This is a genomic window from Hydrogenophaga sp. IBVHS1, from assembly GCF_002127265.1.
GTDB lineage: Bacteria > Pseudomonadota > Gammaproteobacteria > Burkholderiales > Burkholderiaceae_C > Hydrogenophaga.
In genome coordinates, this window is the sequence record NZ_NFUU01000001.1 from 1,053,770 (window position 1) to 1,071,175 (window position 17,406).

Consider the following 17,406-nt stretch of genomic DNA (forward strand, 5'->3'; position numbering starts at 1 on the left):
CGCATACAATCCGCCCCCATGGCGACCCAAACCCCCCCCGAATATTCCGAGGGCTCGATCCGAGTCCTCAAGGGCCTTGAGCCGGTCAAGCAGCGCCCGGGCATGTACACCCGGACCGACAACCCGCTCCACATCATCCAGGAAGTGCTGGACAACGCCGCCGACGAGGCCCTGGCCGGATACGGCAAGAAGATCAAGGTCACGTTGCACACCGACGGCTCGGTGAGCGTGGAAGACGACGGACGCGGCATCCCTTTTGGCCTGCACCCGGAAGAAAAGGCCCCGGTGGTGGAGCTGGTGTTCACCCGGCTGCACGCGGGGGGCAAGTTCGACAAGGGCAAGGGCGGTGCCTACAGCTTCTCTGGCGGGTTGCATGGCGTGGGTGTGAGCGTCACCAATGCGCTCTCCACGCGCCTGGAGGTGGCCAGCTATCGCGAAGGTCAGGTGGCCCGGCTGGCGTTTTCCGCCGGCGACGTGATCGAGCCTCTGGTGCTCGCGCCCAAGGGTGAGGGCGACCGCAAGCAGGGCACCACCGTGCGCGCCTGGCCCGATGCCAAGTATTTCGAGTCAGCCGTCCTGCCCATGGCCGAACTCACGCACCTGCTGCGCAGCAAGGCCGTGCTCATGCCCGGCGTCAGCGTCACGCTGGTGAACGAAAAGACCAAAGACGCGCAGACTTGGATTTACAAGGGCGGCCTGCGCGACTACCTGCAGCAGACCCTGAACGGCGACCCCGTGATCCCGCTGTTTGAGGGCGAGGGTTTTGCCGACAGCGGACACGACAGCTTTGCCGAAGGCGAGGGCGCCTCCTGGTGCGTGGCCTTTACCGAAGACGGCCAGCCGGTGCGCGAGAGCTATGTGAACCTGATTCCCACGAGTGCCGGCGGCACGCACGAGAGCGGTCTGCGCGACGGGCTGTTCCAGGCCGTCAAGGGCTTCATCGAGCTGCACGCGTTGCTGCCCAAGGGCGTGAAGCTGTTGCCCGAAGACGTGTTCGCGCGTGCCAGCTACGTGCTCTCCGCCAAGGTGCTCGATCCCCAGTTCCAGGGCCAGATCAAGGAGCGCTTGAATTCGCGGGACGCGGTGCGCCTGGTCGGCAGCTTCGTGCGCCCTGCGCTCGAACTCTGGCTCAACCAGCATGTCGATTACGGCAAGAAGCTCGCGGAACTCGCCATCAAGGCCGCGCAATTCCGGCAGAAGGCGGGCCAGAAGGTCGAGAAGCGCAAGGGCTCCGGCGTGGCCGTGCTGCCCGGCAAGCTTACCGACTGCGAGAGCAAGGACCTGGCGCACAACGAGGTGTTTCTGGTCGAAGGCGACTCGGCCGGTGGCAGCGCCAAGATGGGCCGCGACAAGGAAAGCCAGGCGGTGCTGCCGCTGCGCGGCAAGGTGCTCAACACCTGGGAGGTGGAGCGCGACCGGCTGTTCGCCAACACCGAGATCCACGACATCGCGGTCGCCATCGGCGTGGACCCGCACGGTCCCAACGACACGCCCGAACTTTCCGGCCTGCGCTACGGCAAGGTCTGCATCCTCAGCGATGCCGACGTGGACGGCTCGCACATCCAGGTGCTGTTGCTCACCTTGTTCTTCCGGCATTTCCCCAAGCTCATCGAAACCGGCCATGTGTTTGTGGCGCGCCCGCCGCTGTTCCGGGTGGACATTCCCGCGCGCGGCAAGAAGCCGGCCGCCAAGCAGTACGCGCTGGACGAAGGCGAGCTGCACGCCATCCTGGACAAATGTGGCAAGGACGGCGTGCCCAGGGACAAGTGCCAGATCAGCCGCTTCAAAGGCCTGGGCGAGATGAGCGCCGAGCAGCTGTGGGACACCACCCTCAACCCCGACACCCGACGCCTCATGCCCGTGGTGCTCGGCGCCATCGACTTTGCCGGCACCGAAGCCCTCATCACCAAGCTCATGGGCAAGGGCGAAGCCGCCTCACGCCGGGAGTTGATGGAGTTGCATGGCGACTCGGTAGAAATCGATATCTGAATCTGAAGTCATGTCCGACCTGAACACACCCGAACTGCCACTGTCCGAGCCGGACGATGGCATGAACCTCGCCAACTACGCCCAGCGCGCCTACCTCGAATACGCGCTCTCGGTCGTGAAAGGCCGTGCCCTGCCCGACGTGTGTGACGGCCAGAAGCCGGTGCAGCGGCGCATTCTCTACAGCATGGACCGCATGGGGCTGGGTTTTTCCGGTCCCAACAACAACACGGCAGCCCGGCCGGTGAAGAGTGCGCGCGTGGTGGGCGACGTGCTGGGTCGTTTTCATCCGCACGGTGACCAGGCCGCCTACGACGCGCTGGTGCGCATGGCGCAGGACTTCGCGCAGCGCTACCCGCTGATCGACGGCCAGGGCAATTTCGGCAGCCGCGATGGCGATGGCGCTGCGGCCATGCGCTACACCGAAGCCCGGCTGGCGAAGATCACCACGCTGCTGCTCGACGAGATCGACGAAGGCACGGTGGACTTTGTGCCCAACTACGATGGTTCCACCATCGAGCCCAGGCAGCTGCCGGCGCGCCTGCCGTTCAACCTGCTCAATGGCGCCTCGGGCATCGCCGTGGGGCTGGCCACCGAGATCCCCAGCCACAACCTGCGCGAAGTCGCCGATGCCTGCGTGGCTCTGATCAAGAGCCCGAAGCTCACCGATGACGAGCTCTTCGCCATCCTGCCCGGGCCCGATTACCCCGGCGGCGGTCAGATCATCAGCCCGGCCGGCGACATCGCCGATGCCTACCGCACCGGGCGCGGCAGCTTGAAGGTGCGAGCGCGCTGGAAGATTGAAGACCTCGCGCGCGGCCAGTGGCAACTGGTGGTGACCGAGCTGCCCCCTGGCGTGAGCACGCAGCGCGTGCTGGAGGAAATCGAGGAGCTCACCAACCCCAAGGTGAAGGCCGGCAAGAAGGCGTTGTCGCAGGAGCAGACGCAGCTCAAGGCCAGCATCCTGATGGTGCTCGATGGCGTGCGCGACGAGTCGAGCAAGGACGCGCCGGTGCGCCTGATGTTCGAACCCAAGAGCAGCCGCATCGAGCAGCAGGAACTCATCACCGCACTGCTGGCGCACACCAGCCTGGAAACCTCGGCGCCGATCAACCTCACCATGGTCGGACTCGATGGCCGGCCGACGCAGAAATCGCTGCGGCAGATGCTGACCGAGTGGATCGAATTCCGCCAGGTCACCATCACGCGCCGCTCGCAGCACCGTCTCACCAAGGTGCTGGACCGCATCCACATCCTTGAAGGCCGGCAGCTTGTGCTGCTCAACATCGATGAAGTGATTGCGATCATCCGGCAGAGCGATGAGCCCAAGGCCGCGCTGATCGAGCGTTTCAAGCTCAGCGACCGGCAGGCCGAAGACATTCTTGAAATCCGGCTGCGCCAGCTCGCACGGCTCGAAGCCATCAAGATCGAGCAGGAACTCAAGTCGCTGAAAGAAGAGCAGGGCAAGCTGGAAGACATTCTGGCGAATCCGGGCAGCCTCAAGCGCCTGATGGTCAAAGAGATCGAGGCCGACGCCAAGACCTTCGCCGATGCGCGCCGCACGCTGATCCAGACCGAGAAAAAGGCGGTGGCCGAGATCAAGGTGGTGGACGAGCCGGTGACGGTGGTGGTCTCCAGCAAGGGCTGGGTGCGCGCGCGCACCGGTCATGGCCACGAGGCCGGCAGCTTCGCCTTCAAGGCGGGCGACGGCCTTTACGGCACCTTCGAGTGCCGCACGGTGGACACGCTCATCACTTTCGGCAGCAATGGCCGCGTGTATTCCGTGCCTGTGGCCAGCCTGCCCGGCGCGCGAGGCGACGGCCAGCCCATCACCACGCTGATTGAACTCGAAAGCGGCACCCAGCCACTGCACTATTTCGCCGGCCCCGCCAACGCCGCCCTGCTGCTCAGCAGCACCGGTGGTTACGGTTTTCTGGCCACGGTGGACAACATGGTCTCGCGCCAGCGCGGCGGAAAAACCTTTATCAATCTGGGTGAGGGCGAGGTGCCGTGCGCGCCGTCGCATGCCGCGTTTACATCGGGAGGTCAGCCGCTGGTGCCGGCCACGCACATCTGCTGCGCGTCCACGGGCGGACGCATCCTCACCTTTGAAATCAGCGAACTCAAGATGATGGAGAAAGGCGGGCGCGGCCTGATGCTGCTCGATCTGGAACCCAAGGACACCCTGGCGGGTGCAGCCGCCTATACGCGCAGCGTGAAGATCGAAGGCATTGGCCGCGGTGGCAAGGAACGAGACGAAACGCTGGAAATTCGCAGCCTGAACAACGCTCGCGCGGCACGCGCTCGCAAGGGCAAGGCGGCCGACCTCGGCTTCAAGCCGAACCGGATCACGCGGGTGGAGTAGTGGCGCGTTCGCCCACTCTGGACGATCTGCGCCGCTACGCGATCGCGCGCAGCCTGTTCAAGCCGGTGAGCTTGCCGGCAGCGATGCGCCGGCTGGGCTTCGTGCAGGCCGATCCCATGCGCGCACCGGCCCGCGCGCAAGACCTTATCCTTTTCCAGCGCGTGAGCGACTACCGCGCCGGCGACTTGGAGCGCCGCTACGAGCGCCTGGGCATCGAGGAAGACGCGTTCGTCAACTACGGCTTCGTACAGCGCGAGATGCTGGCCTTGCTGCACCCGCGCACGCCGCGCAACCCTTGGGACGCTGCCACGATGCTACGCGCGCAGGAGGTGCTGGCCTTTGTGCAGGAGCGTGGTGTGGTGCATCCCCGTGAGGTGGGCGAAGCCTTCGTTCATCACGGCCGGGTGGCCGGATACTGGGGCGGTGAACTCAATGCCAGCACCCGCCTGCTGGAGAACATGCACCACCACGGCTGGCTGCGCGTGCGCCGCCGCGACGCGGGAACACGGGTGTACGAGGCAGTGAAACACGCCGAACAGGACGAAAGCCCAGCGGCGCGCCGGGTGCGCGCCGAGGCGCTGGTCGACGCCATCGTGGCGCTCTACGCGCCCATTCCTTCACCCAGCCTGGGCTACCTGGTGACGCTGCTGCGTTACGGCGCACCGCATCTGTCGCTGGAAACGCGTGCGGTGGTGAAGGCGGCACGCGAACGCTACGGCCACGCCGTGGTCGACGGCATCACGTGGTTCTGGCCCGCCGACGAAAACCCGGCTTCACGCCGCCACCAGCCCGGCGAGGGCGTGCGGCTGCTCGCCCCGTTCGATCCCGTGGTGTGGGACCGGCGGCGCTTTGAAATGCTCTGGAACTGGGCCTACCGCTTCGAGGCCTATGTGCCTGCGGCCAGGCGCACCATGGGCCACTACGCGCTACCGGTGCTGTGGGGCGAACAGATGGTCGGCTGGGCCAACCTGCGCAAGGAACGCGGCCGGCTCACGCACCAGTTGGGCCTTGCCACCACACGCCCGCGCGATGTGGGTTTCCGGCGAGCGCTGGATGAAGAACTGGCGCGTTTCGAGGTCTTCCTCACTCAAGAGAACTGAACATGGAAAACGGTGAATGGATCGGCCTGGTGGTTGCAGCGGTGGTGGCGGCGCTGTCGTTTGGCGTGGCGCGCTGGGCGGTGCGCCACTTCGCCAGTCGGCATGCTGCCAAAGACCAGGCCGTCGCGCAATCCACCCAGAGCCGGCAGGTGCGCCGCGCGAGCGAACGCCGCAGGAAGTAACTCGCTTACGCGAGCTCGGCAATCAGCTCGATCTCCACACAAGCGCCCATCGGCAGCTGCGCCACGCCAAACGCACTGCGCGCATGCGCACCGGCTGGGCCAAACACCTGGCCGATGAGTTCGCTGCAGCCGTTGGTGACCAGATGCTGCTCGGTGTAGGTGGCCGTCGAGTTGACCAGGCTGAGCACCTTGACGATGCGTTTGACGTCGTCCAGCGTCTTGCCGGCGGCGAGGCAGGCGGCGGAGAGCGTGCCCATGAGGTCGATGGCCACGGCGCGGGCGGCGGCCTTGCCTTCTTCGGTGGTCATCGTGAGGCCCAGCTGCCCGACCCAGGGCTTGCCGTCTTGTCTGGCAATGTGTCCGCTGAGGAAGATCAGCTTGCCTGTCTGCACAAAGGGCACGTAGGCGGCGGCGGGCACGGAGACGGGGGGCAGGGTGATGCCGAGGCTCTTGAGCTTTTCGTGAACGGACATGGTGATCTCCAGAAGAATGAGCGGGTCATTCTATCGGTGGGGTGGCTGACATACCCCTCCGCCGGACGCCGCCGAACTCAGGCGGGCGTGATGGAGGCGAGTTCGGCCAGTTCGTCGGGTGGCGCCACCGTGACGGCCACCGAGAGGGTGTGGCGCGCGCCGCTCTGGATGACGCCGCGCATGGGCGAGATATCGCCGAAGTCGCGCCCGGTGGCGAGCGTCACGTAGTCCTCGCCCGGGCTGCCCCAGCCGCACCGGTTGTTGGTGGGGTCGAAATCGAACCAGGCGCCTCCAGCGGCGCTGTCGTTCTCCTTCTCGTTCTCGTTGTCGTTGCCTTCGGCCGCCAGGGGCACATACACCGACACCCAGGCATGCGATGCGTCCGCGCCGATCAGCCGAGGCCGGCCCGGCGGCGGGCGCGTGAGCAGGTAGCCGCTCACGTAGCGCGCGGGCAAACCCAGGCTGCGCAGGCAGCCAATCATGATGTGCGCAAAGTCCTGGCACACGCCCTTTCGCTGCTCCAGCGCTTCGACCGCGGGCGTGTTCACCTCGGTGCTGTCAGTCTCGTAGGTCAGCTCCGTGTGGATGTGTTCCATCAAGGCGCGCGCGGCTTCCAGCGCGGGCAGTCCTGGCTTGACCACGGGCCGCGCGAAGTCTGCAAAGTGATCGTCGCGCGGCGCGTAGGGTGACGGAAACAGGAATTCGCTCGCCGGATCAAAGGGCGCGAGCGCGCGGTAACGGAAGTGCTCGCGCACGCGTTCCCAGCTCATGCCGCGCCAGGGTGGCCCCAGCGGCAGCGGCTCCGGCGCATGTGTACTCACGAGGCTGTCCGCCTCCACCGTCAGCACGGCGTGGTGCGACTGCAGCGAGAAAAAGGTGCGCTGGTTGCCGAACACGTCGGTGGTGTTGCTGCGCGCTGCCGGTTCGGGGTCGATGCGCAGTTCGTGCTGCAGCACCTGCTGCGTGGGTGTGTCCACCGGGCGCAGGTGCACCATGTGCTGCGCCAGGTCGATCGCCGCGTGGTAGCGGTAGCGCGTGCGGTGAACGATGCGCAGGAGCATGTCAGGCACCCAGGCTCTGGTTGCGCTGATCCGCGTGACTGAAGTGCAAACGCGTGAGTTCGTTCGACAGGTCCACCGCGGCGGCCTCGCATTCGTCGAGCAACGTTGCCAGGTCGCTCCAGGTTCGCAACCCGTCGGGGCTGCGCTGCCAGTTGCTGAGGTCGGGCAGTACCCAGGTGTCGGGGTTGGGCAGGTTGCGTGCCAGCACCGCATCTTGCGGGGTGGCGCTTTGGGCCAGCTTGGCCAGGCGCGAACGCAGCGTCTGCACCACCCACGCCAGCGAACGCGGGTTGTCCCGGTCCATCACGAGCAGGTCGATCAGTGCCACCATGTCGCGGCGCTGCTGGTACTGCGCGTGGAAGGTGATGGTGCTGTCGAACAGCGCCACCACCGCCTCGAAACCGGCCGAGTCGTGCACGCAGCGGTGTTCCAGACCCAGCGAGAGCGCTCGCGAGAGGGTGATGAGGCGCTCGATGTGGCGACCCATGGAAAGCATGCGCCAGCCGTCGTCGCGCACCATGCGGTCGGTTTGCGAGCCGGTGATGGCGGCCAGCAGTTCGCTGGCGTTCTGCAGCGCCGTCATGGCCTCGGCCGTGGCGTACTCGGCGTCGGTCGAGAGTGCGGCGCACTCCTGCGCGAACGCAGTCTCCACGCGCTCGATGAGGCTCCAGTGCTCTTGCGAGAGGCGCTCGCGCACCTGCGAGGCCGCCAGTTTGAGCGCACGCAGGTTGAAGCCCACGCTCAGCGCCTGCGAGTCCAGCGGGGTATCGGGCTGGGGCGACAGCGAGGCGATCAGGCTGCGTGCGAACACACGCGGCGAGAGCGAGGCGCTGGGCACGTCGGGCAGCACCAGCGAGTTTTCTTGTGCGGCGTCGGAGAGCCAGGCCATGAGCGGGCGGGAACTCGGTTCTTCTCCACCCAGATGAGACAGTGCGATCTGTGCGAGGCGAATGCTGTTTTCTGCGCGCTCGGTGTAGCGGCCCAGCCAGAACAGGTTTTCGGCAGCACGGCTGGTGACCGGCCGTTTCTGCAGGGCCATCGACAACGTGCTCGGCGCCGACTGCAGCAGGCTGGTGTGGTCAACCGCGCCGTTGGTAACCACCCAGCAGTCGGCGCTGCTGCCGCCGCGCTGCATGGCGGCAATCAGTTCGCCGCGCGGTGCCAGCCGCACCAGGCCGCCGGGCAGCACACACCACGATTTCGGCCCGTTGGCCATTGCAAACACGCGCAACATCGCCGAGCGGGGGATCAGCCGCTCGCCCGACCAGGTGGGCGTTTGCGACAGCGGCAGCCAGGACTGCACCGTGTAGTTGTCCGGGTGCCTTGCCATGCGGCCCGACCATTCGTCGAGCTGGCGCTCCCCCAGGCTCTGGCCCATCACCGTTTCCAGCTCCGAGCGCGGGTAGGTGGGCTTGATCACGCTGTCCTTGAGCAGCGGCAACACCTCGCGCAGCGCGGCGTCTTCACCGCACCACCAGGTGGCCAGCGAGGGCATGCTCAATTCTTCGCCCAGCAAGTGGCGGCTGATGGCGGGCAGAAAGCCCAGCAGCGCGCTCGATTCCAGCGGCGCCGAACCCGGCGCGTTGGCCAGCAGCAGGTTGCCCGCGCGCAGCACCTGCAGCAGGCCGGGCACGCCCAAGCGGGAGTCTGAGCGCAGTTCCAGCGGGTCGAGCCACTCATCGTCCAGCCGCTTGATGAGCGCGTGCACCGGCTCCAGGCCGCCAAGCGTTTTCAGGAACAGGCGCTGATCTCGCACCGTGAGGTCGTTGCCTTCAACCAGCGTGAGGCCGAGGTAGCGCGCGAGGTAAGCGTGTTCAAAGTAGGTTTCGTTGTAAGGGCCGGGTGTGAGCAGCGCAATGCGCGCGTTCTCGCCTTCGGGCGCCATGCGCTTGATGCCGTCCATGAGCGCGCGGTAGCTCGCGGCCAGGCGCTGCACCTTCATGCCGGCAAACGCCTTGGGGAACTGGCGCGAGATCGCGATGCGGTTCTCCAGCAAATAGCCCAGGCCCGAAGGTGCCTGGGTGCGCTGGCCCACCACCCACCACTGGCCGTCGGGTCCCTGCGCCAGATCGAAGCCCACGATGTGCAGCCAGGTGTCACCCGGCGGGCGCACGCCCTGCATCGCCCGAAGGTAGCCGGGATGCCCCTGTACGAGCGCAGCGGGAAGCAGCGCTCGTTTGAGCAGTTCGCGCTCGCCATAGAGGTCGGCCATCATCGCGTTGAGCAGGCGCGTGCGTTGCAGCACGCCGGCCTCGATGCGCGCCCAATCCTGCGGGTCGATGATCTTGGGGAACAGATCCAGCGCCCATGGGCGTTCCAGACCGCGGGCCTTGTCGGCGTAGACGTTGTAGGTGACGCCGTTGTCGCGAATCTGGCGCTGCAGGTTTTCGCTGCGGCGGTTCAGGTCGGCAAAGCCGTCGGAGCCGATGTGATCGAAAAAGCTGGCCCAGGTGGGCGCCAGCTCGGGTGAGTCCGCCGCCCCCCCGACGCGCAACTCGTCGCGGTGGCCGGCATCGGCGGGCACCGCGAGCGAGAGCGCCCAGTCGCCGGGGGCACCTGGGCGCAGCTCGTCAAAAAGGGATTCGGTCGATTCGGGATTCACTGTTCCCGAGTATGCCCGTGGCGATGCGGCAGGGCCCATCCCCCCGGGGTCGCCTTGTTGCATCCTTCACACAGCCCCGGTTCGCCCGGTTCAGGTCCGCAGATCGAGCGTGCACGGAAACTCCCGGCTGCTGAACGCGGGCTCCACCACCATGCGCCCGGGCGTGTGGCCCATCTGGAAGAAGCGCGACAGCCGGCGGCTTTCGGCCTCGTAGGCGTTGATGGGGAAGGTGTCGTAGTTGCGACCGCCCGGGTGGGCCACGTGGTACTGGCACCCGCCCAGCGAGCGCTGCAGCCAGGTGTCGACGATGTCGAAGGTGAGTGGCGCGTGCGCCGGAATCGACGGGTGCAGTGCCGATGGCGGGCTCCAGGCCTTGTAGCGAACGCCGGCCACGTATTCAGACACGGTGCCGGTGCTCATCAGAGGCAGGGCGCGGCCGTTGCAGGTGATCACGTGGCGGCTTTCGTTGAGGCCCTTCACCAGCACCTCCACGCGCTCCAGCGACGAGTCCACATAACGCACCGTGCCGCCGGGCGCGCCTTCCTCGCCCATCACGTGCCAAGGCTCCAGCGCGCTGCGAATGGTGAGTTCGATGCCGCGCGCGGCCACCTCGCCCACCAGTGGGAAACGGAACTCGAAGTGCGGCTCGAACCAGGCCATGTCGAAGTCGTAGCCGATGCCGGCCATGTCGGCGAGCACGTCTTCAAAGTCCATGCGCACAAACGTGGGCAGCAGGTAGCGGTCGTGCAGCTCGGTGCCCCATCGCGTCAGGCGGCCGTTCCACGGCTTGGCCCAGAAGCGCGCGATCATGGCGCGCAGCAACAGTTGCTGCGCGATGCTCATGCGCGCATGCGGCGGCATCTCGAAGGCGCGCAACTCCAGCAGGCCCAGGCGGCCCGTGGGGGAATCGGGCGAGTAGAGCTTGTCGATGCAGAACTCGCTGCGGTGCGTATTGCCAGTCACGTCGATGAGCACGTTGCGCAGCGTGCGGTCCACCATCCACGGTGGCATGTCTTCCCCATGGGTCGCGCGGTTTTTCTCGATCTGCGCGAGCGCAATCTCGAGTTCGTACAGCTGGTCGTTGCGCGCCTCGTCCACACGCGGCGCCTGGCTGGTCGGGCCAATAAAGAGGCCGCTGAACAGGTACGACAGCGAAGGGTGGTTGTGCCAGTACGCCAGCAGACTGCCAAGCAACTCGGGCTTGCGCAGGAAAGGCGAATCCGCCGGCGTGGCGCCGCCCAGCACGAAGTGATTGCCACCACCGGTGCCGGTGTGGCGCCCATCGGTCATGAACTTCTCGGCGCACAGGCGCGTCTGGTGCGCCGCCTCGTACAGAAACTCGGTGTGCTCCACCAGTTCGCCCCAGTTGTGCGCGGGGTGGATGTTGACCTCGATCACGCCCGGATCGGGTGTGACCTGCAGCATCTTCAGACGCGGGTCGCGCGGCGGCGGATAGCCCTCGAGCACGATGGTCATGCCCAGCTTCTCGGCGGTGGCTTCCACGGCAGCGAGCAGGTCGAGGTAGTCCTCGAGCTGCACCATGGGGGGCATGAACACGTAGAGATGGTGAATCTTGCCGCCGCCGGCTTTCTCGGCCTTGGGGCCATTGGAACGGTGCGGATCGCGCGCTTCCACACACAGGGCGGTGCGCGTGAGCCAGGCGGCCGATTCGCCGCGCTGCGGGAAGCGCGCAGACAGCGCCTGCGCCGGTGCCGAGCCAGGCCCCGGCTGGCCCGCGCGCAGGCCTTCCACGGTTTCGCCCTCGGTCTCGTAGTCCACGCTCTGCATGGAGACCGTGCCGCCCTCGGCAAAACCACCACCCACCTGGTGGGGCGATACCTGGTGCTTCACGGCCGCGCCGCGCGGCAGCGGGTCGCGCGCGGAGTGCGGGTCCTGCTCGATGTGGTACGGGTAGTCTCCTGCCGACACCCAGGGCAGCGAGTCCAGCGGCAAGCGGTAGCCCATGGGCGAGTCGCCCGGAATCAGGTACATGCGCTCGTCGCGCACGAACCACGGGCCGGTGGACCACACCGTGCCCGAAATGCGCGGGTAGCTGGCCTTGCCGTTGCTCGACAGCGCACCGCTCGGCCCCGAAGCCTGCAACGGCAGCACATAGCCCACCGTGGCATCGAGTCCCTGGGTGAACACGCGGCGCAGGCGCGCGCGTTCCAGCTCGTCGTCGAGCTTGCTGTCGAACGGGTCCACGTTCACAGGCAGGCGCCGCTCGCGCCACAGGTAGTACCAGGTGTCCTCGTAGCCCGGGGTGATGTATTGGGTGGACAACCCCAGCTTGCGCGCCAGCGCCTGCGTGAATCGACGTGCGTCGTCGGCGGTGTAGTGGGCTTCGTCGCGCTCGTCGGCCAGCAGCGCGGGGTTGTTCCAGATGGTGTCGCCATCGGCGCGCCAGAACATCGAAAGCGCCCAGCGCGGCAACTGCTCGCCCGGGTACCACTTGCCCTGGCCCATGTGAACGAAGCCGCCTGCGCCGTATTGCTCTCGCAGCCGGCCCAGCAGCTCGGTGGCGTAGCCGCGCTTGGTGGGGCCAAGGGCATCGGTGTTCCACTCGGCGGCGTCGCGGTCGGCCGTGGCCACATAGGTGGGCTCGCCGCCCATGGTCAGCCGCACATCGCTTTTTTCCAGGTCGGCGTCCACCTTGTCGCCCAGGGCCAGCACGCTCGCCCACTGCTCGTCGGTGTAGGGGCTGGTCACGCGCGGGGATTCGTAGATGCGCGTCACACCCATGTGGTGGCTGAAGGTCACCTCGCACTTGTCCATGGCGCCTTCCACTGGCGCGGCACTCGAAGGCTGCGGCGTGCAGGCCAGCGGCACATGGCCTTCGCCGGCCAGCAGGCCCGAGGTCGGGTCCAGCCCGATCCAGCCTGCGCCTGGCAGGAACACCTCGCACCAGGCGTGCAGATCGGTGAAGTCTTTCTCCGGGCCGCTCGGGCCATCGACCGATTTCACGTCGGGCTTCAGCTGGATCAGGTAGCCGGACACAAAGCGCGCCGCCAAGCCCATGTGGCGCAGGATCTGCACCAGCAGCCAGCCGCTGTCCCGGCAGGAACCGCTCTTGATCTTCAGCGTTTCCTCTGGCGCCTGCACGCCGGGCTCCATGCGGATGGTGTACGCAATGTCGCGCTGCAGCCGCTGGTTGATGTCAACCAGAAAGTCGATCGTGCGGCGCTCGCTGCGGTCCACCTCGTCCACATAGGCCTGCAGCAGCGGCGTCATGGGTGTGGTGGCGAGGTAGGGCGCCAGCTCCTGGACCTGACCCGCGTCGTACTCGAACGGGTAGTTTTCCGCCGAAGGTTCCAGGAAAAAGTCGAACGGGTTGTACACCGCCATCTCCACCACGAGGTCGATGGTGACCTTGAATTCGGTGGTGGGCTCGGGGAACACCAGGCGCGCCTGGTAGTTGGCAAAAGGGTCTTGTTGCCAGTTGATGAAGTGGTCGCCGGGCTCGATGCGCTGCGAATACGAGAGCACCTTGGTGCGGCTGTGCGGCGCGGGACGCAGACGAACCACCTGTGGCCCCAGTTTGACAAGACGGTCGTACCGATAATGCGTGATGTGGCTCAGGGCAACGTGGATGGCCATGCGAAGCTTTCGACAGGGAGAAACAAAAAACGATGGGTCCGCAGGCAGGGGGAATCCTGGCGCGGCTTGCAGGCATCCTAGCAAGTCTCGCGCCAAAGAAGAATGACAAGGCCGATAACGGCCGACGCGGCGTGTGGCGCACGGGTACTTTGCTCGGTGGGGTGTTGGGGGTGGCGCTGCAGTTGCAGCAGGCCGAGCTTCAAGCGCTCGGTGTCTATCTGGCATTGCTCGGTCTAGCGCCGCTGCTGGTGGCAGCCTGGGCGTGGCGCCCCTCGTGGCGCGGGGGCGTGGTCGTTGGTGTGCTGGCTGGCGTTCTGGCTGGCTTTGGCCTCACCGGCGCGCGCGCCGCGCACTTTGCCGCCGGTGCGCTCGATCCAGCCCTGCAGGGCCAGGACATCGCCCTGACGGGCCGCATCGATTCGCTGCCGCAGCGCAGCGCACAAGGGGAGCGCTTCGAATTTCTGGTGGATTCAGCCCGGCTGGGCGGCGAGCCAGTGCAAGTGCCGGCCCGGCTGCAGCTGAGCTGGCATGGCGGCGTGGATGCGGGCGGCGAAGGGGGCTGGTCCATCGCGGCTGGCAGCCCGGGCTTGCGCGCTGGCGAAGGCTGGGGCTTCACCGTGCGCCTGCGCAGCCCCCATGGCAACGCCAACCCGCACGGCTTCGACCGCGAACTCTGGCTTTGGGAGCGCGGTATTCAGGCCACCGGCTACGTGCGCAGCGGCCCGCGCGACCCCGCACCGCAACGGCTGAGCCGCAGCCCCTGGTATTCACTCGATGCCGCACGGCAGGCCGTGAGCGAGCGCATTGACGCCCGCCTGCCCGACGACCCGCGCAGCGCCGGCGTGATCGCTGCTCTGGTGGTGGGCGAGCAATCGGCGATCGACCGGGCCGACTGGGACCTGTTCCGCACCACCGGTGTGGCGCACCTCATGTCGATTTCGGGCCTGCATGTGACCATGTTCGCCTGGCTCGCCACGGTGCTGGTGGCACTCGCCTGGCGGCGGCTGGCGCGGTGGTGGCCGCGGGCGCTTTTCGCTGTGCCCACGCCGTGGGCTGCCGGGGTGGGCGGCGTGGCTTTCGCGGCGGCCTACGCGCTGTTCTCGGGCTGGGGCGTGCCTTCGCAGCGCACCTTGATCATGCTGGCGGTGGTGGTGGCCTTGCGCTTGCAGGTGCGCCGCTGGCCCTGGCCGGTGGTGTGGCTGCTGGCCATGGTGGCCGTGCTGGCGCTGGACCCGTGGGCCCTGCTGCAGCCGGGCTTCTGGCTCAGCTTCGTGGCGGTGGGCATCTTGTTCGCCACCGACCCGGGTGGCCTTTGGCAAGATCGGGCTCCGCTGAGCGCGCTGCGCCGTGCGGTGCGGTCTGTCGCCTCGCTGGTGCGCGAGCAAGGCATTGTTACCGTGGCGCTCGCGCCTCTTACGCTGTTGCTGTTCGGCCAGTTTTCTCTGGTGGGCCTGCTGGCCAACCTGGTGGCTATTCCGCTGGTCACCTTGTGGATCACGCCACTGGCCATGCTGGGCGTTCTGCTGCCGCCCCTGTGGGACGCGGCGGCCTGGGCCGTGCAGGCCATGGCGCTGGGGCTGGCCTGGCTGGCGCAGTGGCCATGGGCTGCCATTTTTCGACCCGTGGCGCCCTGGCCGTTCGCGGTGGCGGCCGTGGTGGGCGGCGTGCTGCTCGTGCTTCGGCTGCCGTGGACGCTGCGTCTTGCCGGGCTCATGTTTGTCTGGCCGGCCTTGCTCTACACCCCACCGCGCCCGGCACCAGGCGAATTCGAGCTGCTGGCACTGGACGTGGGGCAGGGCGGCGCGGTGCTGCTGCGCACCGCCGGCCACAGCCTGCTCTACGACACCGGCCCGCGCTACGGCCCGCAACCCGACGCCGCCGACGCCGGCGACCGGGTGGTGCTGCCGCTGCTGCGCGCGCTGGGCGAGACGCTGGATGCCGTGGTGGTGAGCCACCGCGACAGCGATCACTCAGGCGGTGCGGCCGCTGTGCGGGCAGCGCAGCCCGGCGCGCGCTGGCTTTCTTCGTTCGACGCCGATCCGTTTCGGCACTGCGTGGCCGGTCAGCGCTGGCACTGGGAGGGCGTGGACTTTGAAATGCTGCACCCGCAGCCCGCGCACTACGGGCCCGATGGCGCGCCGCGCCTGTCCAGCAACGCCATGTCGTGCGTGCTGCGCATCTCCAACGGCCGCCACAGCGCCTGGTTGGGTGGCGACATCGATGCTGCACAGGAAGTGCGCATGGCGCTTGCCCGCCCCGAGCTGCGCGCCACCGTCATGCTCGCGCCCCACCATGGCAGCCTCACGTCCAGCAGCCCCGTGCTGCTCAACACGCTCCTGCCGCGCTGGGTGATCGTGCAGTCAGGCTACCGCAACCGTTTTGGTCATCCGGCTCCGGCGGTGCTGGATCGATACCGCCAGCGTGGCATAGACTGGGTGAGTTCACCCGAGTGCGGTGCCGCCACCTGGCGCAGTGAGGAGCCGGGGGCAATGGCGTGTCAGCGGGAGGTGGCACGGCGCTACTGGAAAAAGTGATTCGGGCTTACCCTTGGCCCGGTACTTGCTATGCTCTGGTCAGGAGAAAAAGCCCATGAGCAGACCTATGTTCGACGAAATGAATGCCTCGCCCAGCGAGGTCCGGGCCCACTATCAGAACTACGCGCGCTGGCTGGCCCAGCAGCCCGAAGATGTGATGGCTTCGCGGCGCGAGGAAGCGGAAATGATCTTCCGCCGGGTCGGCATCACCTTTGCGGTGTACGGCGCCAAGGACGAAGACGGCTCCGGCACCGAGCGCCTGATTCCCTTTGACCTGATTCCCCGCGTGATCCCCGCCAACGAATGGCACAGCATGGAAGAGGGCCTGGTGCAGCGCGTGACCGCGCTCAACCGCTTCATTCACGACGTCTATCACGACCAGGAAATCATCAAGGCCGGCCTCATCCCGGCCGAGCAGATTTTCAAGAACGCGCAGTTTCGCCCCGAGATGATGGGCGTGGATGTGCCGCACCAGATCTATTCGCACATTTCCGGCATCGACATCGTGCGGGCCCCCAACGCCAAGGGCGAAGGCGAGTACTACGTGCTCGAAGACAACCTGCGCGTGCCCAGCGGCGTGAGCTACATGCTTGAAGACCGCAAGATGATGATGCGGCTCTTCCCCGAACTCTTCGGCGAGAACCGGGTGGCCCCGGTGGCGCACTACCCCGACCTGTTGCTCGAAACCCTGCGCGCCGTGAGCCCGGCCACCACCGCCGAACCCACCGTGGTTGTGCTCACGCCCGGCATGTACAACAGCGCCTACTTCGAACACGCCTTTCTGGCCCAGCAGATGGGCATTGAACTGGTGGAAGGGCAAGACCTGTTCGTGAAGGACAACTTCGTCTACATGCGAACCACGCGCGGCCCCAAGCGGGTGGACGTGATTTACCGCCGGGTGGACGACGACTTCCTCGACCCATCGGTGTTCCGGCCCACCTCCACCCTGGGTTGCGAAGGCTTGCTCAGTGTGTACCGCAGCGGCAATGTGGCGATCTGCAACGCCGTGGGCACGGGAGTTGCCGACGACAAGTCGATCTACCCTTATGTGCCGAAAATGATCGAGTTTTACCTGGGCCAGAAACCCATTCTGAACAACGTGCCCACCTTCATGGGCCGCGACCCCGAAGACCTCAAGTACATGCTCGCCAACCTGAAGGAGCTGGTGGTGAAGGAAGTGCATGGCGCGGGCGGCTACGGCATGCTCGTTGGGCCCGCGTCCACCAAGGCCGAGATCGAGGAGTTCCGCAAGGCGGTGGTGGCCAACCCCAGTGGCTACATTGCGCAGCCCACGCTGTCGCTTTCCACCTGCCCCACCTATGTGCAAAGTGGCGTGGCTCCTCGCCACATCGACCTGCGGCCCTTCGTGCTCTCGGGCAAGGAAGTGCAGATGGTGCCTGGTGGCCTCACGCGCGTGGCCCTCAAGGCCGGTTCACTGGTCGTCAACTCGTCACAGGGCGGTGGTACCAAGGACACTTGGGTCCTCGAGGATTGAACAAGGGAGAC

At 66.8% G+C, this 17,406-nt stretch carries 10 protein-coding genes; 6 read left to right on the top strand and 4 right to left on the bottom strand.

All coding sequences use genetic code 11. The features are described from left to right. The first annotated feature begins 18 nt into the window (after window positions 1-18). From CAP37_RS05120 to CAP37_RS05135, 4 genes are read left to right on the top strand one after another with little or no spacing between them, the layout of a single operon-like run. Entirely contained in the window at window positions 19-1,989 is a 1,971-nt protein-coding gene (locus CAP37_RS05120; RefSeq protein WP_086123184.1) for a DNA topoisomerase IV subunit B, read from the top strand. Window positions 1,990-1,999: 10 nt separating this feature from the next. Further along, a complete protein-coding gene (gene parC / locus CAP37_RS05125) occupies window positions 2,000-4,351 on the top strand; it encodes a DNA topoisomerase IV subunit A (RefSeq protein WP_086123185.1) in 2,352 nt (783 codons plus the stop codon). Beyond that, window positions 4,351-5,451 carry a DNA glycosylase AlkZ-like family protein gene (locus CAP37_RS05130; RefSeq protein WP_086123186.1) on the top strand — a complete coding sequence of 367 codons (1,101 nt, stop codon included), beginning with the start codon at window positions 4,351-4,353 and terminating at the stop codon, window positions 5,449-5,451. Before parC ends, CAP37_RS05130 begins: the two co-directional genes overlap by 1 nt. A gap of 2 nt (window positions 5,452-5,453) precedes the next feature. Next, window positions 5,454-5,633, top strand: a complete 180-nt coding sequence (locus tag CAP37_RS05135; protein WP_086123187.1) for a hypothetical protein — start codon at window positions 5,454-5,456, stop codon at window positions 5,631-5,633. 5 nt (window positions 5,634-5,638) lie between these two features. On the opposite strand, the gene CAP37_RS05140 is transcribed toward CAP37_RS05135, so the two are convergent. The 4 genes from CAP37_RS05140 to CAP37_RS05155 form a co-directional block, all read right to left on the bottom strand. After that, window positions 5,639-6,106 carry a RidA family protein gene (locus CAP37_RS05140; RefSeq protein WP_086123188.1) on the bottom strand — a complete coding sequence of 156 codons (468 nt, stop codon included), beginning with the start codon at window positions 6,104-6,106 and terminating at the stop codon, window positions 5,639-5,641. Window positions 6,107-6,183: 77 nt separating this feature from the next. Next, on the bottom strand, window positions 6,184-7,167 hold the full coding sequence (locus CAP37_RS05145) for a transglutaminase family protein (RefSeq protein WP_086123189.1): 984 nt from the start codon (window positions 7,165-7,167) through the stop codon (window positions 6,184-6,186). 1 nt (window position 7,168) lies between these two features. Next, window positions 7,169-9,808 carry a circularly permuted type 2 ATP-grasp protein gene (locus tag CAP37_RS05150; RefSeq protein WP_179190143.1) on the bottom strand — a complete coding sequence of 880 codons (2,640 nt, stop codon included), beginning with the start codon at window positions 9,806-9,808 and terminating at the stop codon, window positions 7,169-7,171. A gap of 51 nt (window positions 9,809-9,859) precedes the next feature. Continuing rightward, complete coding sequence (locus CAP37_RS05155; RefSeq protein ID WP_086123191.1) at window positions 9,860-13,366, bottom strand: DUF2126 domain-containing protein; 3,507 nt, start codon at window positions 13,364-13,366, stop codon at window positions 9,860-9,862. A gap of 131 nt (window positions 13,367-13,497) precedes the next feature. Here CAP37_RS05155 and CAP37_RS05160 point away from each other — a divergent pair, with 131 nt between their 5' ends. After that, window positions 13,498-15,900 carry a DNA internalization-related competence protein ComEC/Rec2 gene (locus tag CAP37_RS05160; RefSeq protein ID WP_256926875.1) on the top strand — a complete coding sequence of 801 codons (2,403 nt, stop codon included), beginning with the start codon at window positions 13,498-13,500 and terminating at the stop codon, window positions 15,898-15,900. Window positions 15,901-15,955: 55 nt separating this feature from the next. Continuing rightward, entirely contained in the window at window positions 15,956-17,395 is a 1,440-nt protein-coding gene (locus tag CAP37_RS05165) for a circularly permuted type 2 ATP-grasp protein (RefSeq protein WP_086123193.1), read from the top strand. The last annotated feature ends 11 nt before the right edge of the window (window positions 17,396-17,406 follow it).

Excerpts from the sequence above, each read along its gene's own strand:
- CAP37_RS05165 (WP_086123193.1), top strand. The coding sequence starts at position 15,956 with ATGAGCAGACCTATGTTCGACGAAATGAATGCCTCGCCCAGCGAGGTC.
- CAP37_RS05155 (WP_086123191.1), bottom strand. The coding sequence starts at position 13,366 with ATGGCCATCCACGTTGCCCTGAGCCACATCACGCATTATCGGTACGAC.
- parC (WP_086123185.1), top strand. The coding sequence starts at position 2,000 with ATGTCCGACCTGAACACACCCGAACTGCCACTGTCCGAGCCGGACGAT.
- CAP37_RS05140 (WP_086123188.1), bottom strand. The coding sequence starts at position 6,106 with ATGTCCGTTCACGAAAAGCTCAAGAGCCTCGGCATCACCCTGCCCCCC.
- CAP37_RS05150 (WP_179190143.1), bottom strand. The coding sequence starts at position 9,808 with ATGGGCCCTGCCGCATCGCCACGGGCATACTCGGGAACAGTGAATCCC.
- CAP37_RS05120 (WP_086123184.1), top strand. The coding sequence starts at position 19 with ATGGCGACCCAAACCCCCCCCGAATATTCCGAGGGCTCGATCCGAGTC.
- CAP37_RS05145 (WP_086123189.1), bottom strand. The coding sequence starts at position 7,167 with ATGCTCCTGCGCATCGTTCACCGCACGCGCTACCGCTACCACGCGGCG.
- CAP37_RS05135 (WP_086123187.1), top strand. The coding sequence starts at position 5,454 with ATGGAAAACGGTGAATGGATCGGCCTGGTGGTTGCAGCGGTGGTGGCG.